This is a genomic window from Pseudoalteromonas sp. S558 (assembly GCF_005886635.1).
Classification (GTDB): domain Bacteria; phylum Pseudomonadota; class Gammaproteobacteria; order Enterobacterales; family Alteromonadaceae; genus Pseudoalteromonas; species Pseudoalteromonas aliena.
The window spans coordinates 21,368-46,603 of record NZ_PNDU01000089.1; the positions used below are offsets into that span (position 1 = coordinate 21,368).

The window sequence follows — 25,236 nt, forward strand, 5'->3', positions numbered from 1 at the left end:
TCAGCCCTAAGATGACAATGTTCTTATTAAATTTTGGTAATCTTCTTTAATTTCGTGGCTTTCGTCACGTAGCGATTTGATCTTACGACAAGCGTGCAATACGGTCGTATGATCGCGTCCACCAAATGCATCACCAATCTCCGGTAAACTGTGATTAGTTAATTCTTTAGACAGTGCCATAGCAACTTGTCGCGGTCTCGCTATAGAGCGACTGCGACGCTTAGACAACAGGTCTGATATACGAATTCGATAGTATTCAGCAACCGTACGTTGAATGTTATCTATGGTAACCAGTTTATCTTGCAAGGCAAGCAAATCACGCAGCGCCTCTTTTACAAAATCGATAGAAATTGGACGTCCTGTAAAGTTAGCGTTAGCAATTACACGGTTAAGCGCGCCTTCTAATTCGCGTACATTTGAACGTAATTTTTTAGCGATAAAAAAAGCAACTTCGTGAGGTAAGTTTATTTTACTCTGCTGGGCTTTTTTCATCAAAATAGCAACTCGCGTTTCGAGCTCTGGTGGCTCAATCGCGATAGTTAACCCCCAACCAAAACGTGATTTAAGACGATCTTCAACGCCTTCAATCTCTTTAGGATAACGGTCAGAGGTCAAGATAATTTGCTGGTTGCCTTCAAGTAAGGCATTAAAGGTATGAAAGAACTCTTCTTGAGAGCGTTCTTTGTTAGCAAAAAATTGAATATCATCAATCATTAATGCGTCAACACTTCGGTAATAGCGTTTAAACTCTTCAATTGCATTATTTTGTAGCGCTTTTACCATATCTTGAACAAAGCGCTCTGAATGCATATAAACAATTTTAGCATCCGGCTTATTAGCCATTATGCCATTACCTACAGCATGCAATAAGTGAGTTTTACCTAAACCAGTACCACCGTATATAAATACAGGGTTAAAAGCAGAACCAGGATTATCTGCAACTTGCGTGGCCGCAGCTTTTGCTAATTGGTTTGATTTACCTTCAACAAAACTATCAAATGTGTAGTTTTCTTTAATATTAGATTTATAACCAGACTTAGGTGCAGGCTCAACCACCGGCTTTTGCTCTCGAGGCTGTTGCTTTGTTGAAGCCTGCGCACTTGGCGCTAGTTGAGTTTCTACAACAGGTGCAGCCTGCGCATTCAATAAAGGTTTACTTCCCACATCAAAACGCAGCTCTGGTGCTTCAACGCCACAGATCTCAACCAATAATTCGTTAATTCTATTTAGGTACTTTTCTCTCACCCAATCAAGCACAAAGCGATTAGGTGCATAAATCGTCAAGGTATCTTCGGTACTTTCTGCTTGAAGTGGTCTTACCCACATACTGAACTGCTGCGAAGGCAATTCATCTTGCAATACATATAAACAACTTTGCCAAACCGACAGATACACAGTTAAACTCCCAGAGATATAATTTTTATTCCCGCACATCATTAATGATTAAAAATCATGCATTTATTGCGTTAAAATAGCCAAATAAGTGGCCTAAGGCCGCGTATTATGAAGGCACTTTATCCACAAGTAAAAGATTGATTTTTATAAAATTGTTGATATCGCTGTATAAAAACATTAACAGACTGATTTTAATGAGCTTTTATTTAAAAGCCAGAAGATAGATCATAACAAAATAACACTAAGATCGCGAACAAATTTTACGATCCACTTTACTTTTCCCCCGCTTTTATTCACTTTCTATACAGGGGCTGTGGAAAACTTCTTATTTATGATGATCCTAGTTGATCATAATTTTCGATCACCATTAATAGAGTAACTAACACTTAGTATAGAGTGTAATTATGATTGACTTTAAGTCACTTCATCTATAATATCTCGCGCTCGCAATGGCACCTATGCCAGGATCGCGACCTGTATAGGATGTTTTAACTTTAACCGATCGGATGAGATTGTTATGAAAAGAACTTTTCAACCTAGCGTTTTAAAACGCAAACGTGCACACGGCTTCCGTGCTCGCATGGCAACTGTAAATGGCCGTAAAGTATTAGCACGTCGCCGCGCTAAAGGCCGCAAAGTTCTTTCTGCTTAATTTATAAGTGGAAGACTTTAGCTTTGGCAGGGAGTTACGTCTGTTAACTCCCTCGCATTACTCTCGCATATTTAATGAACCCGCTCGGGCTGCAACTCCTTTCTTTACTCTATTAGCTAAACCGAATGACCAAGATAAACCTAGGTTAGGTCTTACTGTTGCTAAAAAACGTGTAAAAAAGGCATGCCAACGAAACCGTATTAAACGTCTCGCTCGCGAAAGTTTTCGTTTAAATCAACACAGCATCGATAATATTGATATTGTGCTTATGGTCAAAAATGGTATTGACGATCAGTCTAATGAAGAATTAACCAAGCAACTTACTAAATTATGGCGAAAAATTAACGAACGCTGTAAACCAGGTGCACCTAAACCGCCACCTTTTAAGAAACGCCCTAACAAATCAGCTAAATCTAATAAACAAGCCTAATTGCAATAGAATTGCAGGGTTAATTAATGTATCTTTAGCTCACCTTTTAATCATGCATTTAAAATTTCTAATTGAGTCTTTAAATACATGATATCTATCTCACTAAACTTAAGTAGGGGCATAAACATCATGAGGTTACTTAAACCACTTGTTGCTTTACCAACTTTTTGTTTAGTGTTATTTATCCGCGGTTATCAAAAGTGGATTAGCCCGCTGTTAGGTCCGCATTGTCGTTTTAATCCAACCTGCTCTAGTTACGCTATTCAAGCAATTAAATTGCATGGATCGGTAAAAGGGAGTTGGTTAGCTTTAAAGCGCATATTAAAATGCCATCCTTTACATTCAGGCGGAGATGACCCCGTCCCTGAAAAATATATTAACCACCAACACGAGAAATAAGAGCTGTTATGGAATCGCAACGCACGTTTTTATTAATTGGCCTAATGCTAGTGTCGTTTTTATTGTTCCAAGAATGGGACAATGATTACAACAAGCCTAAAGTCGATCCAAGTGCCACAACACAAACACTAAAAGCAAATTCACCAGAGTCAGATGATTATATTCCTTCATCATCAGATTCAGAATTACCTACTTCAGCAACTTTAGCTAAACGTTCAGTTATTGAAATTACAACTGACGTTTTTAAAGTTAAAATTGACACCAAAGGCGGTGACATTGTTGAAACAGACCTTCTTCAATATGAAGACACCAAAGGAAGTAACACGCCTTATATGTTGCTTGGTGAGTTTGATGGTAATCAATACTTTTCACAAAGTGGCTTAATTGGTTTAAATGGCCCTGACGCATCAGCGAATGGTCGCCCTACTTACAGTACCGAACAAAAATCATATACCTTAACAGGTGATGAGCTTCGCGTTCCACTTCAGTTTACTGATAGTAATGGTGTTAACTTTACTAAAACGTATGTATTCAAAAAAGGTCAATACGATGTTGGTCTAGAATACAAAATTAACAACACCACCAGCGCACCGCTTCAAGTACAGCTATACACGCAAATTAAGCGCACAGTACAAGAAAAAGGCAGCATGGTTGATCAAAACTATTTAGGCGCTGCATACGGTACTGATGAAGAACCTTACGAAAAATATAGTTTTTCAGATATGGCTGATAAAAACCTAAACAAAAACACCCAAGGTGGTTATGTTGCCTTTATACAACATTACTTTGTAAGTGCTTGGGTGCCAATGCAGGATCAATCAAATACAATTTATAGCTTAATTACAAAAAGTAATGCCGCTATTATTGGTGCTAAAGATGAAGCTGTTAATATTCAAGCTGGTAGTGAGCAAACACTAACTGCTATTTATTATATGGGTCCGAAAGAATCAGATATTCTTGAAGCGATTCACTCAGACCTAGATTTAACTGTAGACTACGGTTGGTTATGGTTTATTTCGCAGCCTTTATTTGTATTGCTAAAATGGTTACACAGCATTTTAGGTAACTGGGGTGTAGCCATTATTGCCATCACTATTATCGTTAAATCGTTAATGTACCCACTTACCAAAGCGCAATACACTTCAATGGCAAAAATGCGTGCCCTACAGCCTAAAATGGCAGCCCTTAAAGAAAAGTTTGGTGATGACCGTCAAAAATTCGGCCAAGCAACTATGGAAATGTACAAAAAAGAAAAAGTGAACCCTATGGGTGGCTGTTTCCCTATTTTGCTACAAATGCCAATTTTCTTAGCCTTGTTCTACGTATTCTTAGAGTCTACTGAACTTCGCCATGCTGAATTTATTTTTTGGTTAACTGACCTTTCTGCGAAAGACCCATACTACGTACTACCAATCTTATTTGGTTTGAGTATGTTTGTGACGCAAAAACTACAACCTATGACGGTGACAGATCCAATGCAGCAAAAAATGATGACCTTTATGCCGGTTATCTTCTCTGTATTTTTCTTATGGTTCCCATCGGGTTTGGTTCTTTACTGGTTAGTGTCTAACCTTATTTCTATTGTCCAGATGCTAATCATCTACCGTGGCATGGAAAAGAAAGGAATTAAAGTAAGAGGCTAATTGCCTATACCCAAGCCACATCAAGATGGTTTGGGTATATTACTCATATAAAGGCGACTTCGGTCGCCTTTTTTATTGCCTGTTTTTCACCAGAGTATTCGCGAGTGTTTATTTCATAGGTTACAATACCGCCATAAAGTTACTCATCGTTGGCAAATTAATAGCATGATCAATCAAGATACAATTGCAGCACAAGCAACTGCCCCCGGACGTGGTGGTGTTGGTATTATTCGCGTTTCAGGTAGCCTTGCTAAAAGTGTTGCCGAAAAAGTGGTAGGTAAAATACCTAAAGTTCGCTACGCCGATTATGTGCCATTTAAAAGCCTTACTGGCGAACAGCTTGATCAAGGTATTGCCATTTACTTTGCAGGCCCTAACTCATTTACTGGCGAAGACGTACTTGAATTACAAGGCCACGGCGGTCCTGTAGTACTGGATATGTTACTTAAAGAAATTAGTAAAATAGACGGCGTTCGTTTAGCAAAGCCAGGTGAGTTTTCTGAGCGTGCATTTATGAACGACAAGCTTGATTTAACACAAGCAGAAGCCATCGCCGACTTAATTAATGCCACGAGCGAACAAGCCGCTAAAAGCGCCCTACAGTCGCTGCAAGGTGAATTTTCTAAGCACATAGAAACACTCGTTGAAAAAGTAATTCACTTACGTATGTACGTAGAAGCGGCAATTGATTTTCCTGATGAAGAAATTGATTTTTTATCTGACGGTAAAGTATCTGGTGATTTAGATGCCATTATAAATCAGCTCAATACCGTAACCAATCAAGCTAAACAAGGCAGCATCATGCGCGAAGGTATGCGTGTTGTAATTGCAGGTCGCCCTAATGCGGGTAAATCAAGCTTACTCAATGCCCTAGCTGGTCGTGAAGCCGCAATCGTAACAGAAATAGCCGGTACCACTCGCGACGTACTACGAGAGCATATACATATAGATGGTATGCCACTGCATATTATAGATACCGCAGGCCTACGGGAAAGCCCCGATCGCGTAGAGCAAATAGGTATTGAACGTGCTTGGGATGAAATAAACCAAGCCGATCGGGTTTTATTTATGCTTGATGGCACCGATACGATAGATACTGACCCGCACAAAATTTGGCCTGAATTTATGGCAAAATTACCTGAAGGTATGGGCGTTACGGTCATCAGAAATAAAGCTGATTTGTCGGGCGATATAGTCGGTATGGAGCAAGAGCAACAATACCCGGTTATCAGCTTAAGCGCCAAAAATGCTGACGGTATTGAACTCGTTCGCGAGCATTTAAAGGCCTGTATAGGTTTTCAGGGCGCAACTGAAGGCGGCTTTATGGCGCGCCGCCGTCATCTAGATGCACTAGAAAGTGCTGCGTATCATTTAGATACAGGTAAAACGCAATTAGAAATGCACATTGCCGGTGAAATACTGGCTGAAGAACTTCGTTTAACACAGCAGTATTTAAACGAAATTACAGGTGAATTTACTTCAGACGACTTACTTGGCAAAATATTTAGCTCGTTTTGTATCGGTAAATAATTAAAAGTTAAAACTTAAAGGGGGTAAATTTTATTTAGCCCCTTTAATTAAATAGTTCATAATATTCAGATAAATAAAGTGAAATCACTTTATTAAACTCCTCCAAACTAGGCTCACCTTGTCCATTTTGTTCTAACAGCCATTTTTTAATTTTATAGCTAATAACAACACCTTCCTCATTACAAAACTGCTCATCGTATACATAGAAATCTAAGGACATCCCTGGTGAGTAGGAAGTACAATTTACAAACCCTTCATTATGAAAATAATTAGCCATTGATATACTAGAAATAATCATCGTAGGTATACCTAAAAAACTACAAAATACAGCCACTTTAATTACTAGCCCTAGTATTTTTTTACTTGGACGTCTATTAAATATCCCATGAGCAAACATATATGCAAGTATAAATAAAAGTGGGATAAAGCAAATAAAGCCAAAAGCTTTTCCCTTTTGCTTCAAAAAATAAATTTTCCCTTCACTTATATCATTTATAGTCTGAATTAACTTTAAGGCTTCATTAAAAAATAAATATACTAGAAAAAGAAAAAACAATGTAAGGAAAGTAAAAAGGGTATAAAAGATAGCTTTTTTAAATAAGCTATCTTCTGGGTGAAAAACAACTTCATGAGATTTCAAAATACATCTCCGAAGTCAGGAATTCCAAATAACCCCTTCATATTTTTTAGGTTTTCAAGTGGTTGCTTCTCAGGAGAAGTAAAAGTTCTTCTGCTAATTTTCTTTAGTAATTCACTTTCATACTTAATTAAGAATTGTGCTATTTTCTCAACTAGATGATTAAGCTCATCCTCAAAGAAAAATGTAGCTGTAATACCAATAGCTCCCCCAACTAATACCACGACTAACAGAGGGACAGCTGCAATAGTAGTTCCAACTAAAACAGCACCTGCCGCTAATGCCATAACAGAAGCTCCAACAGAGGCTAGGGCAATAGTTAAATCAACAGCAACTCCACCAACAAAATGATGCCATGTTAGACGGTCTTCCAACATTTGATCTATAAATCGGAACACTGGAGAAGCTAATAAAGTAAAAACAACTCCACCTTTTAAAGCACTTTTAGCTGCTTGGTAACCTAAACCAACTGTAAAAATTTTGGGGTTTTTCGCTAGATATAAAGTACCTGTTAAATGACTTTTAAGAGAAGGTGTAACTTCCATTATTAGAGTAGGAGAGCCTGAATAAACTTTAACTCTATATTTTGATAGAATTCCACCTTTATTACTTAAGTCAGCAGCTAAAAAAGCTAGGGCTTTTACATCTCCTATTAATGGAACTTGTAAGATAATTTTTTTTATCCAATTGTATATGGCGACCCAATTTATAGGTAAGCTATTTTTTATTTCCAATAAAATATGCATTTCATCAGCAATTTGAGTTCTCGTTTTTCCTTGTTTCAACTTAGAGTGAACATAAAAATCTAAGAATTCATTTGTATAAAAGTATAACTTCCAGCATTTTTTATCTCATGTTCAATTTTTTTCACACGCCTCTTTTGTGCTATAGCTTTACGAGCATAAACTGACATAATCTAATCTCCTTATTAATTAGTACTACTATATTTTTGATGATAAAAAATATAGTAGTACTAATTAATAAAAAACTAAAGCATTATCGAATACCCAATCCATAGGGAGAATTATATTCTAAGTGAACTCTATAGCGATTAAACAGCTTACTAATCAAACGAAATTATTGCTTTTATTTATGGCTCAGAGCTTATGTTTTTACCAAAGTTATCCGGTTTATTTTCAAAATTTCTTGCCTTTAAGGCAAAAAATTAACTTGATTACTGTTCTAAAAAGAATAAATATTTCATTCTTAGTAAAATAATACAAACATATTAAAATCGAAAATATTGTAATAAAACAGCTTTACCCAGCCCATTCACTAAAAATAACGGCTCTAAACCTACATTAAATTAAAAATATCCAGATCACTTATCCACAAAGCCAGCTTTTTTGCTCAAATAAATACCAAAACAAGGTAAATCAGCCGCAAAAAACTCGCGATCAATTAAAATTTACCTGTTTATAAGCTTATTTTTTATTAATTTCATTAGATCTGCTCTATTAGATCATTTTTTAAAATTATTTTTGATCTGTCTTTGAGGTTATCAACAGGCTTTATATCCACATTATGATCAACATGTATTTTCGATCGAAAAATTTGCAATTCAGTTTTTGACTAATAAGTAATATCAATAGCTTAGCGAATATAAAACAACCTAAAAATCACTTTAAACATAGCTTCCCCCAACCTTATCAACAACTTGATAAGAAGATTACATTTAAAGATAATTTGTTAATCTATTAATTATCAATAAGTTAAAGGCTCTCTAAAAAAGCAGTGTAAAATTACTACAAAAATAGTTATACAAAATAACACTCTTAACTTTACTGTTATACTCACTCGGTTATCATAGGCAACAATTAAAACTAATGTGATCACTAATATTCATGAGTTCAGTAAATCTTATTGTTGGCAGCCAAATGGGATCAGCCGAGTATGTTGCAGAGCAATTAAACGATGAACTTAATAATCGAGGTATTACGAGTCAACTGCATGATCAACCTGAGTTTAATAATATTGATCAGCAAAATACTATTTGGCTAATCTGTACATCAACGTATGGTGCGGGTGATTACCCTGAAAACCTTATTAGTTTTGTGGAAGATCTGACACAAGCAAATGATTTATCTCATTTAAAATATTCAGTAATCGCTTTGGGCGACACCAGTTATGACACTTATAACCTTGCTGGACGTAATATAGATGCATTATTAACTCAAAAAGGGGCTATGAAAGTAGCAGAGCGTTTAGAGCTTAATATTCTTGATGAACCACTACCAGAAGATACTGCATTAGCATGGATAGACTCTTGGATAGCTCAAACAGGCTTAAAATAGATAGATCAAGTGAAAAGTTATATATAAAGTTACCCACAATTTACTAATAATTTAATAGATTTTGTGGATAAAGATTGAATAAACTGCTTTTTAAAGCATGCTTATCCATTGGATAAGATCTAACTGATTCAGCCCTGTGCATAAAGTGCCTTTTTGATCAGAGCTTATTTGCTGGATGATCCGATCATATTAACACCTTTAGATCCGATCTAATTTCATGTTTTAAATGAAGATCTAAACCTTATCAACAGAAAAGCCGATCAGTAGTAGTAATAGTAATTAAAGATCTCTTTAAAAGATCCTTTATATTATTAGAGATCACATACTTAGATCTTGCCCACTGTTTAATCATTTATCTTCTGCTAATTTCTAGGTAGAATACGCTCCCTTTTGAAGTTTACCGGTTTGATTTAAGTAGGACCCCATTAATGATTTTTCACGAAAATTTTGACGTTATCGTAGTAGGTGGTGGACATGCTGGCACTGAAGCCGCATTAGCAGCTGCCCGAATGGGGATGAATACCCTGCTACTGACTCACAATATGGATACCCTTGGTCAAATGTCTTGTAATCCAGCAATTGGTGGGATAGGCAAAGGTCATTTGGTAAAAGAAATTGACGCGCTTGGTGGTGCAATGGCACAAGCTATTGACAAAGGCGGGATCCAATTTCGTACACTGAATTCTTCAAAAGGACCTGCTGTTCGTGCAACTCGAGCACAAGCAGATCGTGCTTTGTACAAAGCGGCAATTCAAACAACATTACAAAACCAAGATAACCTTAAAATTTTTCAACAATCATGTGATGATCTTATTGTTGAAAACGATCGTGTCACTGGCGTAGTAACTCAAATGGGTTTACGTTTTAGTGCACCGAGTGTGGTGCTAACCGTAGGTACTTTTTTAGGTGGCCAAATACACATAGGTTTAGAAAATTACAAAGGTGGCCGTGCTGGCGATCCTCCATCAATTGCATTGGCTGAACGTTTACGCGAGCATCCTTTTAGAGTGGATCGTTTAAAAACAGGTACACCGCCGCGTATTGATGCCCGTACTGTTGATTTTACAAAAATGGAAGCACAGCCTGGTGATACACCAACACCTGTATTTTCATTTATGGGTAAACAATCAGATCACCCACAACAAATACCGTGTTACATCACTTACACAAACGAAAAAACACATGATGTAATTCGTAAAAATTTACATCGTTCACCAATGTACTCAGGTGTTATTGAAGGGATTGGCCCACGCTACTGCCCATCAATTGAAGATAAAATTGTTCGTTTTGCAGATAAAGACAAACATCAAATTTTTGTTGAGCCAGAAGGCTTAACCTCTTATGAGCTATACCCTAACGGTATTTCAACAAGTTTACCGTTTGACGTGCAATTAGAAATAGTGCAATCAATTACAGGTTTTGAAAACGCACATATTTGTCGTCCTGGTTACGCTATTGAATACGATTACTTTGATCCACGTGATTTAAAACAGTCTTTAGAAACTAAATTTATTGAAGGCTTATTTTTTGCGGGTCAAATTAACGGTACTACCGGCTATGAAGAAGCCGGTGCACAAGGCTTAATTGCAGGTATGAATGCGGCGCTAAAAGTGCAAGGTAAAGATTCTTGGACTCCACGCCGTGATGAAGCTTACGTGGGTGTTTTAATCGACGATTTGGCAACACTGGGTACGAAAGAACCGTACCGTATGTTTACAAGCCGTGCCGAATACCGTTTATTACTTCGTGAAGATAATGCTGATATTCGTTTAACTGAAAAAGGCCGTGAGCTAGGACTTGTTAATGACGAACGCTGGCAGGCTTTTAATGAAAAAATAGAAGTGATCGAAAAAGAGAAACAGCGTATTAAAGATACATGGATCCACAAAGATCATAATGTTATTGATCAAGTTAATGCATTACTAAAAACACCGCTTACTCGTGAAGCTAGTTTAGAAGAATTACTTCGCCGTCCTGAGATTCGCTATAACGATCTTATGGCTATTGATGGATTAGGATCTGAATTTACAAACAAAGCCGCACTTGAACAAGTTGAGATCCATACTAAGTACGCCGGTTACATTGCGCGTCAACAAGATGAGATCAATAAACAACTTCGTCATGAGCAAACAATTTTACCAAAAGAGTTTGATTATAAAACCGTATCTGGTTTATCAAATGAGGTAGTTGCAAAGCTTGTTGAGTCGCGTCCTGACACTATTGGTCAAGCATCGCGTATTTCTGGTATCACCCCAGCGGCGATTTCGCTATTATTAGTGTATCTGAAGAAGCAAGGCTTATTACGCAAATCTGCGTAACAGTAAGGGTACATAGTGTTACAGCAACAATTAACTACATTGTTAGCGCAAACTGATATTGCGCTAACAGAAAAACAACAGCAACAGCTAGTTCGTTACGTCGAGTTACTGAATAAGTGGAACAAAGCTTATAATTTAACCTCAGTACGCTTACCAGAAGAAATGATGATTAAGCATATTATGGATAGCTTAGTTGTTGCGCCTCATTTACCCGGTCATCATTATATTGATGTTGGAACAGGACCTGGTTTACCGGGTATCGTATTAGCGATTGCATTACCGGATACACATTTTGTGTTATTAGATAGCTTGGGCAAACGTATACGATTTTTAATGCATGTTAAACATGAACTTGGACTCGATAACGTCACCCCTGTGCAGTCAAGAGTTGAAGAATATCAACCAAGTGTTAAATTAGATGGCGTACTCAGTCGTGCATTTGCTTCATTACAAGATATGGTTGACTGGTGTTCGCACTTAATTGATCATTCGGGTAAATTTATAGCCCTTAAGGGTGTATTCCCTAGCGAAGAGCTAGAGTCATTACCCGCTGGCGTTAAGTTTGAGCAAAAAATTGCATTAGAAGTACCTAAGTTAGATGCACAACGACATTTAATTATTCTTTCTAAAGACTAGGGATCAGAGACACCGTGGCAAAAGTCATCGCATTAGCAAATCAAAAAGGTGGAGTGGGTAAAACTACAACCGCTGTTAATCTCGCTGCGTCCATGGCTGCAACGAAACGTAAAGTGCTGTTAATTGATCTCGATCCGCAAGGTAATGCGACTATGGGTAGTGGCGTGGATAAGTATGGCGATGTGCCAACTATTTACGATTTGCTAATTGAAGATAAACCTATAGAAGACGTAATCATCAAAGAAACGTCGGGCGAATATCATATGATTGCTGCAAATGGTGACGTAACCGCTGCAGAAGTTAAGCTTATGGAATTATTTGCTCGTGAAGTGCGTTTGCGTAACGCGCTTGAAAAAATTCAGGATCAGTACGAATTTATTTTTATCGACTGTCCCCCTTCTCTAAATATGCTAACGGTTAACGCCATGGCAGCAGCCGATTCTATTTTAGTACCTATGCAGTGTGAGTATTATGCGCTCGAAGGACTAACAGCATTAATGGATACGATTACGCAACTTGCTAAGTTAGTGAATCCTAGCTTACAAATTGAAGGCATACTTCGTACTATGTATGATCCACGCAATCGTTTAGCAAATGATGTATCAGAACAATTAAAACAACATTTTGGCGATAAAGTATATCGCACGGTGATCCCACGTAATGTTCGCTTAGCGGAAGCCCCAAGTTTTGGTACTCCTGCTATGTATTATGACCGGGCATCAAGTGGCGCTAAAGCCTATTTAGCACTTGCTGGTGAAATGCTGCGCAGAAAAGAAAAAACAGCGTCAGTTGTCGCCTAACTTTGAGGTAAAAAAATAACATGTCTGCTAAAAAACGAGGTTTAGGCCGAGGACTCGACGCACTTTTAAGTTCGTCAAAGCCTGCACCAATCGAAAGCAAGGAACAAGACACATCAAATGTGACCGAAGCTGTGCAAAATGCAGCTGGACCCAATAACAGTGAATTACAAAAACTCCCTATTGAGTTTTTACACTCAGGTAAATATCAACCTCGTAAAGACATGTCTGAAGAAGCGTTAGAGGAGCTTGCTAGTTCTATTCGCTCACAAGGGATAATTCAACCAATAGTTGTACGCCCTGTTGCCCACAATAGTTTTGAAATCATAGCGGGTGAGCGTCGTTGGCGCGCAGCGCAAATAGCAAAGCTTGAAACGGTACCTTGTATTATTAAAGATGTACCAGATGAAGCAGCCGTTGCTATTGCACTAATAGAAAATATTCAGCGTGAAGACTTAAATGCAATGGAGGAAGCCGTTGCGTTAAATCGCTTACTTAATGAATTTGAATTAACACATCAGCAAGTAGCTGATGCCGTTGGTAAATCACGCACCACAGTCACTAATTTATTACGCTTAAATAATTTAAACGGTGATGTGAAAATTTTGTTAGAGCATGGTGATATCGAAATGGGTCATGCGCGTTGCTTATTAGCCCTTGAGGGTGAAGCACAATCCGATGCTGCTCGTTTAGCCGTAGCTAAAGCGCTCACTGTTCGTGAAACAGAAAAGCTAGTACGCTCAATTTTAGAGCCGATACCAGCTAAAGAAGTCATTGAAAAAGATCCAGATGTTAAGCAGTTAGAGCAACAACTCGCTGAAAACCTTGGTGCCAAAGTAGAAATTAACTACAACAAAAAAGGCAAAGGCAAGCTGGTTATTTCATATACAAATTTAGATGAGTTAGACGGCATTTTAAACCGTATCAATCACGACAATACCCACCATTAATTTATTACATGTCTGAAAAGAGACATTTGTAGCTATTTTGTGTTACAAACCGTCTACTCAAGTTGCAAAACTGGCAGGATTAAGTATAATTTCGCCAGTTTTAACACCCTAACAATTAGAACGCCATAAAGGTTAACTAACAGTGACTAATAAGTTAGCAAGTCCATATCGACTTGCCGCATTAAAGTTAATTTGTCTTCAGGGAGTTGTAGCATTAATTGCTGCTGTAATTATTTTTTTTAGTTCGGGAGTCAATGCCGCACTTTCATCACTCGCTGGTGGCGCTGTAGCAGTACTTCCACATTTTGTATTTGCGCTCTATGCATTTAGATATATGGGAGCAAGTAAAGCAGATCAAGCGTATGCTTCGTTAAAACGCGGCAACGGATTAAAATTTATGCTAACAATCGTATTGTTTGCGCTAGTACTAAAGCATTTTCCGGTAATTTTATTACCTTTTTTTAGTAGTTATGTACTGGCGTTATTTACTGGATTGTTTGCACCCGTTTTTTTTAAACATTAACTTTTGGGATATAACATGGCAGCAGAAGAAGTTACTCTATCTGGCCATATCCAGCACCATTTGACCAATGCTAAGATGTGCTCGACCGATACAGGTCTCGCCTTCAATAAAGCATGTACGGACAGTGGATTCTGGACATGGCATATAGATACCCTCGCGTGGTCAATCGGTTTAGGTCTTATATTTTTATGGATCTTCCGTAGTGCCGCTAAAAAATCAACACTAGGTGTACCTGGAAAATTTCAATGTTTTATTGAAATGGTCGTAGAGTTTGTTGGCGACAACGTACGCGATACTTTCCATGGTAAAAGCAAGCTTATTGCACCATTAGCATTAACGATATTCGTTTGGATATTTTTAATGAACTTGATGGATTTAATCCCAGTTGATTTCTTACCTGCACTTGCTGGCTTTGTTGGTGAGACTGCATTTGGTATGGATTCACATGACGTGTACATGAAAGTTGTACCTACTACAGATATCAATTTGACTGCAGCGCTAGCGCTAGGTGTATTTATTTTAATGATTGGTTACTCTATTAAAATAAAAGGCATTGGCGGGTTTATTAAAGAGTTAACGCTTCACCCGTTTAGCTCAAATAATATGGCACTACAAATCCTTTTAATCCCATTTAACTTATTACTTGAACTGATTGCGCTGGTTTCTAAACCGTTTTCATTAGCGCTACGTTTGTTTGGTAACTTATATGCGGGTGAATTGATTTTCATATTGATCGGCGCTATCGGATTTATGCAATTACCATTGCATTTTGTTTGGGCTGTATTCCATATCTTAGTCATTGTATTGCAAGCATTCGTATTTATGATGCTAACAATCGTATACCTAAGCATGGCAAGCTCAGATAATCACTAATTTTTATATTTACAATTTTACTTTTACTTTTAACTTTACAATTGAAACTTTGGAGAAAAAAATGGAACTAGTATTAGGTCTTAAGTACATCGCAGTAGCTTTACTAATCGGTTTTGGTGCAATCGGCACAGCAATCGGTTTTGGTAACATGGGCGGTAAATTCCTTGAAGCATGTGCGCGTCAACCTGAGCTTGCACCTTCGCTACAAGTTAAGATGTTTATTCTTGCTGGTCTAATCGATGCTGTAGCAATGATTGGTGTTGGTATCGCTATGGTATTGTTGTTCGTACTTTAATTTTATTTTTTGAACAGCTTACTATTTAAGGAGGAGCGGTTGTGAATTTAAACGCCACTCTTATCGGTGAATTGATTGCGTTTACGGTGTTCGTATTATTTTGTATGAAATACGTATGGCCACCACTAAACGGTGCAATTGAAGCTCGCCAGAAAAAAATCGAAGATGGTTTAGCTGCCTCTGATAGAGCCGAAAAAGACTTAGAACTTGCGCAAAAGAAAGCTGCTGAACAGCTTAAAGATGCAAAAGCTCAAGCGGCTGATATCATTGATCAAGCTAAAAAGCGTGCAGTGCTAATTGTTGACGAAGAAACAGTTCGTGGACAGCAAGAGCGTGAAAATATCATTGCTCAAGGGCACTCTGAAGTTGAGTCTGAGCGTAATCGTGTAACAGAAGAGCTACGTAAGCAAGTAGCAACTCTTGCAGTGATTGGCGCAGAACGTATTTTAGAGCGTGAAATTAATCAAGCCGCACATAGTGACATCGTTGAAAAACTTGTCGCTGAGCTGTAATTAGGAGGGTATGAGCATGTCTGAATTGACTACTATCGCTCGCCCATACGCTAAAGCGGCTTTTGAACTTGCCGTTGAAAAAGGCACTATAGAAAGTTGGAATGACATGTTGTTCTTTGCTGGCCACGTTGCCGGTGATGAACAAGCATCAGCCATTCTATCTGGATTGCCTACTGCTCATGCACAAGCTGAATTATTTATCAGCATTTGTGCAGAGCAGCTCAACGAACAAGGTCAAAACCTAGTTAAGGTGATGGCTGAAAATGGACGTTTGATAGCACTACCTGCAGTTGCACAGTTATTTGCTGAATTTAAAGCAGAATACGACAAAGAAATCGAAGTAGACGTGATTTCGGCAACACCTCTTGCTGCAACGCAGCAGGAGTCATTGGTAGCGGCACTTGAAAAACGTTTCGCACGCAAAGTTAAGCTGAATTGTAGTGAAGACGCTACAGTTGTTGGCGGCCTTATTATTAAGGCGGGTGACACTGTAATCGACGGCTCTTTACGCGGTAAATTAAATCGCTTAGCCACAACACTACAATCGTAATTGGGAAAAAGAGCATGCAACTTAATTCCACTGAAATTTCAGAACTAATCAAACAACGTATTGAGAAGTTCGAAGTTGTAAGTGAAGCTCGTAACGAAGGTACTATTGTATCTGTTACTGACGGTATCATCCGCATCCACGGTCTAGCTGACTGTATGCAAGGTGAAATGATTGAGCTTCCAGGCAGCCGTTATGCTATCGCACTAAACCTTGAGCGCGACTCAATTGGTGCAGTAGTAATGGGTCCTTACGCTGACCTTACTGAAGGCGTAAAAGTATATACAACTGGTCGTATCTTAGAAGTTCCTGTTGGTCCTGGTCTACTTGGTCGTGTTGTAAACACACTAGGTGCACCAATCGATGGTAAAGGCGCTTTAGATAACGACGGGTTTGAACCTGTAGAAAAAATTGCACCAGGTGTAATCGAGCGTAAATCTGTAGATGAGCCAGTTCAAACTGGTTATAAATCTATTGATGCGATGATTCCAGTTGGTCGTGGTCAACGTGAACTTATCATTGGGGATCGCCAAACAGGTAAAACTGCACTAGCAATCGATGCAATCATCAATCAAAAAGACACAGGCGTTAAGTGTGTGTACGTAGCGATTGGTCAAAAAGCATCTACTATTGCTAACGTAGTACGTAAATTAGAAGAGCATGGTGCACTAGCAAATACTATCGTAGTTGTTGCATCTGCTTCTGAATCTGCGGCACTTCAGTACTTAGCACCGTTCGCGGGCTGTACTATGGGTGAATACTTCCGTGACCGTGGTGAAAACGCGTTAATCGTATATGATGATTTGTCTAAGCAAGCAGTTGCTTACCGTCAAATTTCATTACTACTTAAGCGTCCACCAGGCCGTGAAGCATACCCAGGTGACGTATTCTACCTTCACTCTCGTCTTTTAGAGCGTGCATCGCGTGTAAACGCTGAGTACGTTGAAAAGTTCACCAATGGTGAAGTGAAAGGTAAAACAGGTTCATTGACGGCATTGCCAATCATTGAAACTCAAGGCGGCGACGTTTCTGCGTTCGTACCGACTAACGTTATCTCTATCACCGATGGTCAGATTTTCTTAGAAACTGACTTATTCAACTCAGGTATCCGTCCGGCAGTAAATGCTGGTATCTCGGTATCGCGTGTTGGTGGTGCTGCACAAACTAAAATCGTTAAGAAACTAGGTGGCGGTATTCGTCTAGCCCTAGCTCAGTACCGTGAATTAGCTGCGTTCTCGCAGTTCGCGTCTGACCTTGATGATGCAACTCGTGCTCAACTTGAGCATGGTGAGCGTGTAACAGAGCTAATGAAGCAGAAGCAGTACGCGCCAATGTCTGTTGCTGAAATGTCTTTGTCGCTATTTGCTGCTGAAAAAGGCTTCCTTCAAGATATCGAAATCGCGAAAATCGGTGACTTTGAAGAAGCTTTACTTTCTTACGCAACTAGCACATACGCAGAGCTTGTGGCTCAAATCAATGAAACAGGTAACTTAAATGCCGAGATCGAAGCGCAGCTTAAAGAACTTCTAGAGAAGTTCAAGTCTACGCAAACTTGGTAATTTAGTTATTAATGGTGCGCTTTAGTTTTCTAAAGCACACCTTGATTCGGAGAGAGAGTCATGGCCAGCGGAAAAGAGATTAAAAGCAAGATCGGGAGTATTAAAAATACTCAAAAGATCACTAGCGCAATGGAAATGGTTGCTGCGTCTAAAATGAAAAGGGCGCAAGAACGCGTTGCTTCAAGCCGTCCATACGCTGACAAATTACGTGAAGTAATTGGTCGTGTTGCTCAAGCAAATCTTGATTTTACTCACCCGTTCTTGAAAGAACGTGAAGTAAAACGAGTTGGTTATATTGTTATCTCTACAGACCGTGGTCTGTGTGGCGGCTTAAACTCAAACGAGTTTAAGAAAGTTGCACTTGATGTTAAAGCGTGGAAAGAAAAAGGTGTTAACGCTGAATTTGCTACTTTAGGTAGTAAAGCAGCCGGCTTCTTTCAACGTTTTGGTGGTCAACTACTCGCTAAAAAAGCGGGCCTAGGAGATAAACCTTCAGTACAAGACGTTATAGGTCCTGTAAAAATAATGCTTGATGCATTTTCTGAAGGCAAAATAGACCGTTTATTCTTGGTATATAACAAGTTCGTTAATACCATGAAGCAAGAGCCAATTATAGATCAGTTACTCCCTTTGCCAAAAGCTGAAGAAGAAGTATCTGCCCACACATGGGATTACTTATATGAGCCAAACCCAGAGGCTATTTTAGAGTCTTTGTTAGTACGCTTTATTGAGTCTCAAGCATACCAAGGTGTGGTAGAAAATGCTGCCTCTGAACAGGCTGCTCGTATGGTTGCAATGAAAGCTGCAACTGATAACGCAGGTGACCTTATGGATGAGCTACAGCTTGTTTATAACAAGGCTCGCCAAGCAGCAATCACACAAGAAATTAGTGAGATTTGTTCTGGCTCAGCAGCAGTTTAATGCTTCGGGTAAAGATTAACGAGAGGAATAGACATGAGTTTAGGTAAGGTCGTCCAAATTATCGGCGCCGTTGTGGATATTGAATTTCCACAAGATAGCGTGCCAGCGGTATATCACGCACTAAGAGTAACAGATGGCGACTTAGCGGGCTTGACTTTAGAAGTCCAGCAGCAGCTAGGTGGCGGTGTAGTGCGTACTATCGCTATGGGTACTACAGACGGTTTACGTCGTAGTGCTTTAGTTATGAATACAGGTGAATCGATTCAAGTTCCAGTTGGTAAAGCAACGCTTGGTCGTATCATGAACGTACTTGGTGAGCCAATTGATGAAGCGGGTCCAATCGGCGAAGAAGACCGTATGTCTATTCACCGTGCAGCGCCTTCATACGAAGAGCAATCAAGTTCAGTTGAACTTTTAGAAACTGGTATCAAGGTTATCGACCTTGTATGTCCATTTGCTAAAGGTGGTAAAGTTGGTTTATTCGGTGGTGCCGGTGTTGGTAAAACTGTAAACATGATGGAACTTATCCGTAACATCGCAATCGAGCACAGCGGCTACTCAGTATTCGCAGGTGTTGGTGAGCGTACACGTGAGGGTAACGATTTCTACCATGAGATGAACGATTCAAACGTACTTGATAAAGTATCGCTTGTATACGGTCAGATGAACGAGCCTCCAGGTAACCGTTTACGCGTAGCGTTAACAGGTCTTACTATGGCTGAAAAGTTCCGTGACGAAGGTCGCGATGTACTTTTCTTCGTAGATAATATCTACCGTTACACACTTGCTGGTACAGAAGTATCTGCACTACTTGGGCGTATGCCATCAGCGGTAGGTTACCAGCCTACACTTGCTGAAGAAATGGGTGTGCTTCAAGAGCGTATCGCTTCAACTAAGACGGGTTCAATTACATCAATCCAAGCGGTATACGTACCTGCGGATGATTTAACAGATCCATCTCCAGCAACGACCTTTGCTCACTTAGATGCAACTGTAGTACTTTCACGTGATATCGCATCACTTGGTATTTACCCAGCGGTAGATCCACTTGATTCATCTTCACGTCAACTTGACCCACAAGTAATTGGTCAAGAGCACTACGATACAGCACGTGGCGTTCAAACAGTTCTTCAGCGTTACAAAGAACTTAAAGACATCATTGCAATCCTAGGTATGGACGAGCTTTCTGACGAAGATAAGCAACTTGTATCTCGTGCGCGTAAAATCCAACGTTTCCTATCTCAGCCGTTCTTCGTGGCAGAGGTGTTTACAGGCGCGTCGGGTAAATACGTATCACTAAAAGATACAATTGCTGGCTTTAAAGGTATTTTAAACGGCGAGTTTGATGACCTTCCAGAGCAAGCGTTCTACATGGTTGGCTCTATCGAAGAAGCTCAAGAAAAAGCCAAAGGCATGTAAATAGGAGGGTAGTATGACAGCTATGACTGTACATCTTGACGTAGTAAGCGCTGAGCAGAGTTTATTTTCTGGTCTTGTTGAATCGATTCAAGTATCTGGTAGTGAAGGCGAGCTAGGTGTAAACCTAGGCCACGCTCCATTACTAACTGCCCTTAAACCTGGTATGGTACGTTTAGTTAAGCAATTTGGTCACGAAGACGTGATGTATGTTGCTGGCGGTACGTTAGAGGTTCAACCTAATCGCATTACGATTCTTGCAGATACTGCAGTTCGTGGTGAAGATTTAGATGAAGACTCTGCGCAAAAAGCTAAACGTGAAGCTGAAGAGCAAATGACAAAAACGTCTGCAACAGAGTTGGATTATCAACATGCAGCCGTACAGCTTGCAGAAGCAATTGCGCAGTTACGCGTAATTCAGCAGTTACGTCACAAGTAAGCCTATCCGGTTTGTTAAAAGCCCACTTTATGTGGGCTTTTTTGTGCCTGTAATTTAGGCATTTAATAGGACTCTTTTATAAATGTTAAATAATAGACCTATCTTTCTAATATCTATGCTTTATCACTTATATCCTTATCTAATCCCCGTTACAATATGGCAATAATAAAGCTATTTGTAGTTTCAGCTTAGATTCAGTGTGCGGTGTTAGTTTACACGCTGAGTATGTGCACATGATGTGACTTACGTAATCTACTTTGCAGCACACTTATTCTATTAAGCTAAAACAACGAAAAAAGGAAATTGTTTTAATGGCTCTAACAACTGTTATTCTTGCTGCGGGTAAAGGTACTCGCATGCGTTCTGCTCTACCTAAAGTTTTGCACAACGTTGCAGGTAAACCAATGGTGCAGCACGTTATTGATAATGCGATGGCATTAGGTGCAACAACTACAAACTTAGTTTACGGACACGGCGGCGAACTATTACAACAACAACTTGCCGATAACAATGTAAATTGGGTACTCCAAGCAGAGCAACTTGGTACTGGCCACGCAGTAGCTCAAGCTAACCCACACATTAATGACGACGACACAGTACTTGTTTTATACGGCGATGTACCACTTACAAAGCAATCAACGCTTGAGCGCTTATTAGCTGCAACACCTAAAAATGGTTTAGCGGTATTAACAGTTAATTTGGTTAACCCAAATGGTTACGGCCGTATGCTGCGTGAAAATGGCAAGCTTGTTGGTATTGTTGAGCAAAAAGATGCAAGCCCAGAGCAGTTACTTATTACCGAAGTAAATACAGGCATTATGGCTGTTAACGGTAAGCTATTAAAAACATGGTTAGGTAACTTATCTAACAATAATGCACAAGGCGAGTACTACTTAACAGATATCGTTGCAATGGCTCACAGTGAAGGCGTAGAAATTACTTCAGCTCAGCCAGACCATGCAATGGAAGTTGAGGGCGCAAATAACCGCGTACAACTTGCTGGTCTTGAGCGTGCTTACCAAGCATGGCAAGCGCAAGAGCTAATGTTAAATGGTGCTACACTTGCTGATCCTGCGCGTATAGATGTACGTGGCGATGTTAAAACAGGCGAAGACGTATTAATTGATATAAACGTTATTTTTGAAGGCACTGTCACGCTTGGTAACAATGTACAAATAGGTCCAAACTGCGTCCTTAAAAATTGTAGTATTGGCGATAACGTTGTCATTAAAGCTAATACACTGATTGAAGATGCCACAGTTGCTGATAAATGTACGCTGGGTCCTTATGCTCGCCTTCGCCCTGGCGCTGTAATGGAAGAAGACTCGCACATTGGTAACTTTGTAGAGATGAAAAAAACCCGATTAGGTAAAGGCTCTAAAGCCAACCACTTAAGTTATTTAGGTGATGCTGAAATTGGCGAAAAAGTGAATATTGGCGCTGGCACTATTACCTGTAACTACGATGGTGTTAATAAAGCAAAAACTATTATTGGCGATAATGCCTTTATTGGCTCTAATTCATCACTCGTTGCCCCTGTAAATATAGGTGCAACTGCAACAATTGGTGCAGGCTCTGTGATCACCAGTACTGTTGAAGATGATCAACTAGCAATAGCACGCTCTAAACAGCGTAATTTAACGGGTTGGAAACGCCCAGTTAAAAATTAATAAATCAATACCTTATTCTAATAGCGAGTTTTATACTCGCTTTTTTATTGCCTAAATTTTCTTGATTAAGTAGACTATAAAATAATGGATTAAAATATACTCAAGGAAGTGTTATATGTCAGCTCATGCTCGCCGCGCAATTGCCGAAAGACAACGCCAAATAAAAAGCATTCTATCAGGTAATAACCACACTCTTATTCAAATGAACTCAGCAGAGTTTGTAGATTACATTATTTCTGTAAAGATGAAGCAAGGTAAATCTCGTTCTGAAGTAGTCGATTGGCTTGATGATTTGTTGGAAGAGTATAACTCGGTATCAAGCCAATGGAAGCGAATTAAAGATCCATTAAAGACTGGAGGTGGGCTCTATCCTTTATTTGATGATATAAAGGCATTAGCCATTATAGCGGCTGCAATGCAGCGCCAAGGTAATGTTTTCGGTAAGTTTAAAATTAAAGTTTATAATGGTTCCCCCGCTATTATAATGACTTCTTACCCTGGTATCAGAGCTCATTTAACGGGTACTCGTTATTTAGCAAGTAACCCTAAGGTTTTTACTATAGGTGTCGGTAAGCTTGAGGCTGCCAAAGCAATGAAAGGGGGATTTGTGCTCACTCTAGCAATTTCAGTGACCTTTCATGCAGTAGACTTTGCTTTAAGCGATCAAAAAACATGGCATGACTTAGTTGCAGGTATTGCGGTCGACATGGCAGTAGTTGGTGCCGCTATTGCTACAAGCTCTGCTATAATCGCCATGGGTGGGACTTTAATTGCAGGTATTGCTATAGCTCCTTTAATTATCGTTGTATCCGTAGGGTTTCTATTTGCTTGGATTTTTTCAGATACTACAGCATACGTGGATTATGTTGTTAAAAGCCTTCGAATCGCTGAAAAAAATATTATAGATAAAAAAATTATAATTAATAATCAAATACAGCAATTAGAGGAATCTTATAAAGAAAGCCCTGTTGATTTTATGAAGAAAATTTTTTCCATACCTACTTTTAATGAGGCTCCTCGCAAGTGAAGTTCTTAATTTGGAGAGAACTAGAGCCCCAATACGAAGAGGCTCGCAAGAATGAAGTTTTTTCTAAAATTCTATTGTTGTTGATTATTTTAGTAATTATTTACCTAATCTGTATTAATTTTTATTATGAATATAAATTACTTTTTATGAGCAGCGAAGACCCGTTTTACTTTAAAGAAAGCAGTGGCAAAGTTTTGCTAATATCCTTAATTCCGTTTTGGTTTTATTTTGCTATGGCAGCAATTCAATTTTTGTTTAAATTTAGTTTTAAGTTATCTATAAAACGAGCCATTCAAAGCGGTATTTACGGTTGTTTATTTTTGGCTTTTGGAATTATACCATTTAATACCTATATAGAATCAAGTATAGAAAAGCGTGGCTATAGTTTTTGCAGTTGGTATACAGCGCCTTCATTCCGTGCTCCTGATGTATGGTTAAAAAACGATGAGTTATGCTTACAAGATGGCTCTGTCATAATCAGTGATATAGCCGATTGGTTTGAGAAGAAAAATCAGCAAAGTATCGAACCTTCTGTCGATGAGCTAAAAGAGTTTATAAAAGAAACTAGAAAAAGCCGCAATGGTTATATCAACAATATGTAGCGGCAAGTTTGATTAAATAAGCTAACCCCCACAAAAAAGTGAGTTTTATACTCGCTTTTTTATTGCCTAGCTACAACTCGAATAACGACGGCCAATACGAATCACTTTATGCTTATGGTGCACGTTCATTTACTATTAGGGGTAGCAATGGGCTGGTGGTTTTTGATTCAGGTGATCATATAGCACGTATAACCGCATCTGTGCATAGTGAGTCATTTAATAATGATGAAGACGAAAACAAAGGTGACACACGTTCAGATGATAAAGGCGCAGAGCCTGAAGCGCTGGCTATTGGTAAAATGGACGATCGTACATTTGCTTTTATTGGATTAGAACGTATGGGCGGTATTATGGCTTACGACATTACTAATCCATACAATGTGCAATTTGAAGACTACTTCTATAATAGAGGCTTAATTAAAGGAGCGAATATTACAGGCGATTTAGCACCTGAAGGAATGGTATTCGTTTCAGCAGAGCAAAGTACAACAGGAAATCCACTCTTAATCGTTGGAAATGAAATATCAGGCTCTATTGCCGTATGGGAAATAGCATCTAAATAAATCTTTAATTTTAAATAAAGCTGTGTGTTGTTTGTTTAACATACAGCTTAGTTTAAACCTTACTAATACATCATCAATTGATACATAAATTATGAGTGTTTTTTAAACTAAAAGTATCCTGTAGCCCTTTATTTGTATAGCTTTCATACTAAATTCATTTAATTGTCAAAAAGCTGAAATAAAACATTGACCCCCGCTCGAATCTCCCTATAATGCGACCCCACTGAGACGGGAAACGCCGAAGCATAGCAAGGCACGAACTACTCAGAGAGTTAAATAAAACTTCGGTTTAAATCTTCTAAAAAGAAAGTTTAAAAAAAGTGTTGACTCGAAAAATAAAGGATGTATTATTCGCATCCCTTGAGACGCTAAAGCGACTCAAAACGTTCTTTAACAATATAAAGCAATCATCTGTGTGGGCACTCGTACAGATTGAGTTCTAACAGCCAACCTACTTCGTTCTTTATTGAGCAAGTAACGAGGCAAACAAATTAGAGTCTCAATTGAAAACTGAGTGACCAACAGAATAGTTATTTCGGTAATTATTCGGCACAGTCAATTCAATATCGAAAGATATTAAAATAAATTCAGAATTCATTGATCTGTCG

25 protein-coding genes and 1 pseudogene are annotated in these 25,236 nt (G+C 38.9%); 23 read left to right on the forward strand and 3 right to left on the reverse strand.

What is annotated here, in order from left to right; genetic code table 11:
• Nucleotides 1-6 precede the first annotated feature (6 nt).
• Nucleotides 7-1,395: a chromosomal replication initiator protein DnaA gene (gene dnaA / locus CWB66_RS07340; RefSeq protein WP_077536535.1), complete on the reverse strand. Its 1,389-nt coding sequence runs from the start codon at nt 1,393-1,395 to the stop codon at nt 7-9.
• 517 nt (nt 1,396-1,912) lie between these two features.
• Here dnaA and rpmH point away from each other — a divergent pair.
• The 5 genes from rpmH (at nt 1,913) to mnmE (ending at nt 6,049) form a co-directional block, all read left to right on the forward strand.
• Nucleotides 1,913-2,047: a 50S ribosomal protein L34 gene (rpmH, locus tag CWB66_RS07345; protein ID WP_004335215.1), complete on the forward strand. Its 135-nt coding sequence runs from the start codon at nt 1,913-1,915 to the stop codon at nt 2,045-2,047.
• 7 nt (nt 2,048-2,054) lie between these two features.
• Nucleotides 2,055-2,477 (forward strand): ribonuclease P protein component, encoded by a 423-nt coding sequence (gene rnpA / locus CWB66_RS07350; protein ID WP_077536536.1) that lies wholly within the window; start codon nt 2,055-2,057, stop codon nt 2,475-2,477.
• Between the two features lie 129 nt (nt 2,478-2,606).
• On the forward strand, nt 2,607-2,876 hold the full coding sequence (yidD, locus tag CWB66_RS07355) for a membrane protein insertion efficiency factor YidD (RefSeq protein ID WP_077536537.1): 270 nt from the start codon (nt 2,607-2,609) through the stop codon (nt 2,874-2,876).
• 8 nt (nt 2,877-2,884) lie between these two features.
• Entirely contained in the window at nt 2,885-4,519 is a 1,635-nt protein-coding gene (yidC, locus tag CWB66_RS07360) for a membrane protein insertase YidC (protein ID WP_138584859.1), read from the forward strand.
• A 165-nt stretch (nt 4,520-4,684) separates the two neighbouring features.
• Nucleotides 4,685-6,049, forward strand: coding sequence for a tRNA uridine-5-carboxymethylaminomethyl(34) synthesis GTPase MnmE (mnmE, locus tag CWB66_RS07365; protein WP_077538909.1), 1,365 nt, complete (start codon nt 4,685-4,687; stop codon nt 6,047-6,049).
• A gap of 43 nt (nt 6,050-6,092) precedes the next feature.
• Here the strand turns inward: mnmE and CWB66_RS07370 are convergent, their stop codons facing one another.
• Entirely contained in the window at nt 6,093-6,689 is a 597-nt protein-coding gene (locus CWB66_RS07370) for a DUF1240 domain-containing protein (RefSeq protein WP_138584860.1), read from the reverse strand.
• The gene (locus tag CWB66_RS07375) at nt 6,686-7,471 is read right to left on the reverse strand and encodes a hypothetical protein (protein WP_138584861.1); all 786 of its coding nucleotides are present in this window, start codon (nt 7,469-7,471) and stop codon (nt 6,686-6,688) included. Before CWB66_RS07375 ends, CWB66_RS07370 begins: the two co-directional genes overlap by 4 nt.
• A 1,059-nt stretch (nt 7,472-8,530) precedes the next feature.
• On the opposite strand from CWB66_RS07375, the gene mioC reads away from it, so the two are divergent.
• The 18 genes and pseudogenes from mioC to CWB66_RS07465 all read left to right on the forward strand — a co-directional run.
• On the forward strand, nt 8,531-8,980 hold the full coding sequence (mioC, locus tag CWB66_RS07380) for an FMN-binding protein MioC (RefSeq protein ID WP_077536539.1): 450 nt from the start codon (nt 8,531-8,533) through the stop codon (nt 8,978-8,980).
• A gap of 428 nt (nt 8,981-9,408) precedes the next feature.
• Entirely contained in the window at nt 9,409-11,298 is a 1,890-nt protein-coding gene (gene mnmG, locus CWB66_RS07385; RefSeq protein WP_077536540.1) for a tRNA uridine-5-carboxymethylaminomethyl(34) synthesis enzyme MnmG, read from the forward strand.
• Nucleotides 11,299-11,313: 15 nt separating this feature from the next.
• Entirely contained in the window at nt 11,314-11,934 is a 621-nt protein-coding gene (rsmG, locus tag CWB66_RS07390) for a 16S rRNA (guanine(527)-N(7))-methyltransferase RsmG (protein WP_138584862.1), read from the forward strand.
• A gap of 14 nt (nt 11,935-11,948) precedes the next feature.
• The gene (locus CWB66_RS07395; RefSeq protein WP_004335235.1) at nt 11,949-12,734 is read left to right on the forward strand and encodes a ParA family protein; all 786 of its coding nucleotides are present in this window, start codon (nt 11,949-11,951) and stop codon (nt 12,732-12,734) included.
• A 20-nt stretch (nt 12,735-12,754) separates the two neighbouring features.
• A complete protein-coding gene (locus tag CWB66_RS07400; protein ID WP_077536543.1) occupies nt 12,755-13,681 on the forward strand; it encodes a ParB/RepB/Spo0J family partition protein in 927 nt (308 codons plus the stop codon).
• 142 nt (nt 13,682-13,823) lie between these two features.
• On the forward strand, nt 13,824-14,204 hold the full coding sequence (locus CWB66_RS07405; RefSeq protein WP_077536544.1) for an ATP synthase subunit I: 381 nt from the start codon (nt 13,824-13,826) through the stop codon (nt 14,202-14,204).
• 15 nt (nt 14,205-14,219) lie between these two features.
• Nucleotides 14,220-15,077 (forward strand): F0F1 ATP synthase subunit A, encoded by an 858-nt coding sequence (atpB, locus tag CWB66_RS07410; RefSeq protein ID WP_077536545.1) that lies wholly within the window; start codon nt 14,220-14,222, stop codon nt 15,075-15,077.
• Nucleotides 15,078-15,138: 61 nt separating this feature from the next.
• Nucleotides 15,139-15,372, forward strand: a complete 234-nt coding sequence (gene atpE, locus CWB66_RS07415) for a F0F1 ATP synthase subunit C (protein WP_004335261.1) — start codon at nt 15,139-15,141, stop codon at nt 15,370-15,372.
• 41 nt (nt 15,373-15,413) lie between these two features.
• Nucleotides 15,414-15,884, forward strand: a complete 471-nt coding sequence (gene atpF, locus CWB66_RS07420) for a F0F1 ATP synthase subunit B (RefSeq protein ID WP_077536546.1) — start codon at nt 15,414-15,416, stop codon at nt 15,882-15,884.
• 16 nt (nt 15,885-15,900) lie between these two features.
• The gene (atpH, locus tag CWB66_RS07425) at nt 15,901-16,434 is read left to right on the forward strand and encodes a F0F1 ATP synthase subunit delta (RefSeq protein WP_077536547.1); all 534 of its coding nucleotides are present in this window, start codon (nt 15,901-15,903) and stop codon (nt 16,432-16,434) included.
• Nucleotides 16,435-16,448: 14 nt separating this feature from the next.
• A complete protein-coding gene (gene atpA / locus CWB66_RS07430; protein WP_138584863.1) occupies nt 16,449-17,990 on the forward strand; it encodes a F0F1 ATP synthase subunit alpha in 1,542 nt (513 codons plus the stop codon).
• Between the two features lie 60 nt (nt 17,991-18,050).
• Nucleotides 18,051-18,911, forward strand: a complete 861-nt coding sequence (gene atpG, locus CWB66_RS07435) for a F0F1 ATP synthase subunit gamma (protein ID WP_138584864.1) — start codon at nt 18,051-18,053, stop codon at nt 18,909-18,911.
• Nucleotides 18,912-18,944: 33 nt separating this feature from the next.
• On the forward strand, nt 18,945-20,330 hold the full coding sequence (gene atpD / locus CWB66_RS07440; RefSeq protein WP_024611288.1) for a F0F1 ATP synthase subunit beta: 1,386 nt from the start codon (nt 18,945-18,947) through the stop codon (nt 20,328-20,330).
• Between the two features lie 13 nt (nt 20,331-20,343).
• Nucleotides 20,344-20,766: a F0F1 ATP synthase subunit epsilon gene (locus CWB66_RS07445; protein WP_077536550.1), complete on the forward strand. Its 423-nt coding sequence runs from the start codon at nt 20,344-20,346 to the stop codon at nt 20,764-20,766.
• Nucleotides 20,767-21,077: 311 nt separating this feature from the next.
• The gene (gene glmU, locus CWB66_RS07450) at nt 21,078-22,436 is read left to right on the forward strand and encodes a bifunctional UDP-N-acetylglucosamine diphosphorylase/glucosamine-1-phosphate N-acetyltransferase GlmU (protein WP_138584865.1); all 1,359 of its coding nucleotides are present in this window, start codon (nt 21,078-21,080) and stop codon (nt 22,434-22,436) included.
• A gap of 115 nt (nt 22,437-22,551) precedes the next feature.
• The gene (locus CWB66_RS22630; protein WP_252371720.1) at nt 22,552-23,463 is read left to right on the forward strand and encodes a hypothetical protein; all 912 of its coding nucleotides are present in this window, start codon (nt 22,552-22,554) and stop codon (nt 23,461-23,463) included.
• Nucleotides 23,460-24,065, forward strand: a complete 606-nt coding sequence (locus CWB66_RS22635) for a DUF1240 domain-containing protein (protein ID WP_252371721.1) — start codon at nt 23,460-23,462, stop codon at nt 24,063-24,065. The genes CWB66_RS22630 and CWB66_RS22635 overlap by 4 nt, the downstream gene beginning before the upstream one ends.
• 74 nt (nt 24,066-24,139) lie before the next feature.
• Nucleotides 24,140-24,628, forward strand: a pseudogene (locus CWB66_RS07465) (choice-of-anchor I domain-containing protein); the annotation flags it as partial.
• Nucleotides 24,629-25,236: the final 608 nt, after the last annotated feature.

Coding starts and splice junctions, on each gene's coding strand:
- rpmH (WP_004335215.1), top strand. CDS start 1,913: ATGAAAAGAACTTTTCAACCTAGCGTTTTAAAACGCAAACGTGCACAC.
- yidD (WP_077536537.1), top strand. CDS start 2,607: ATGAGGTTACTTAAACCACTTGTTGCTTTACCAACTTTTTGTTTAGTG.
- yidC (WP_138584859.1), top strand. CDS start 2,885: ATGGAATCGCAACGCACGTTTTTATTAATTGGCCTAATGCTAGTGTCG.
- mnmE (WP_077538909.1), top strand. CDS start 4,685: ATGATCAATCAAGATACAATTGCAGCACAAGCAACTGCCCCCGGACGT.
- mioC (WP_077536539.1), top strand. CDS start 8,531: ATGAGTTCAGTAAATCTTATTGTTGGCAGCCAAATGGGATCAGCCGAG.
- mnmG (WP_077536540.1), top strand. CDS start 9,409: ATGATTTTTCACGAAAATTTTGACGTTATCGTAGTAGGTGGTGGACAT.
- CWB66_RS07400 (WP_077536543.1), top strand. CDS start 12,755: ATGTCTGCTAAAAAACGAGGTTTAGGCCGAGGACTCGACGCACTTTTA.
- atpB (WP_077536545.1), top strand. CDS start 14,220: ATGGCAGCAGAAGAAGTTACTCTATCTGGCCATATCCAGCACCATTTG.
- atpE (WP_004335261.1), top strand. CDS start 15,139: ATGGAACTAGTATTAGGTCTTAAGTACATCGCAGTAGCTTTACTAATC.
- atpH (WP_077536547.1), top strand. CDS start 15,901: ATGTCTGAATTGACTACTATCGCTCGCCCATACGCTAAAGCGGCTTTT.
- atpA (WP_138584863.1), top strand. CDS start 16,449: ATGCAACTTAATTCCACTGAAATTTCAGAACTAATCAAACAACGTATT.
- atpG (WP_138584864.1), top strand. CDS start 18,051: ATGGCCAGCGGAAAAGAGATTAAAAGCAAGATCGGGAGTATTAAAAAT.
- atpD (WP_024611288.1), top strand. CDS start 18,945: ATGAGTTTAGGTAAGGTCGTCCAAATTATCGGCGCCGTTGTGGATATT.
- CWB66_RS07445 (WP_077536550.1), top strand. CDS start 20,344: ATGACAGCTATGACTGTACATCTTGACGTAGTAAGCGCTGAGCAGAGT.
- glmU (WP_138584865.1), top strand. CDS start 21,078: ATGGCTCTAACAACTGTTATTCTTGCTGCGGGTAAAGGTACTCGCATG.
- CWB66_RS22630 (WP_252371720.1), top strand. CDS start 22,552: ATGTCAGCTCATGCTCGCCGCGCAATTGCCGAAAGACAACGCCAAATA.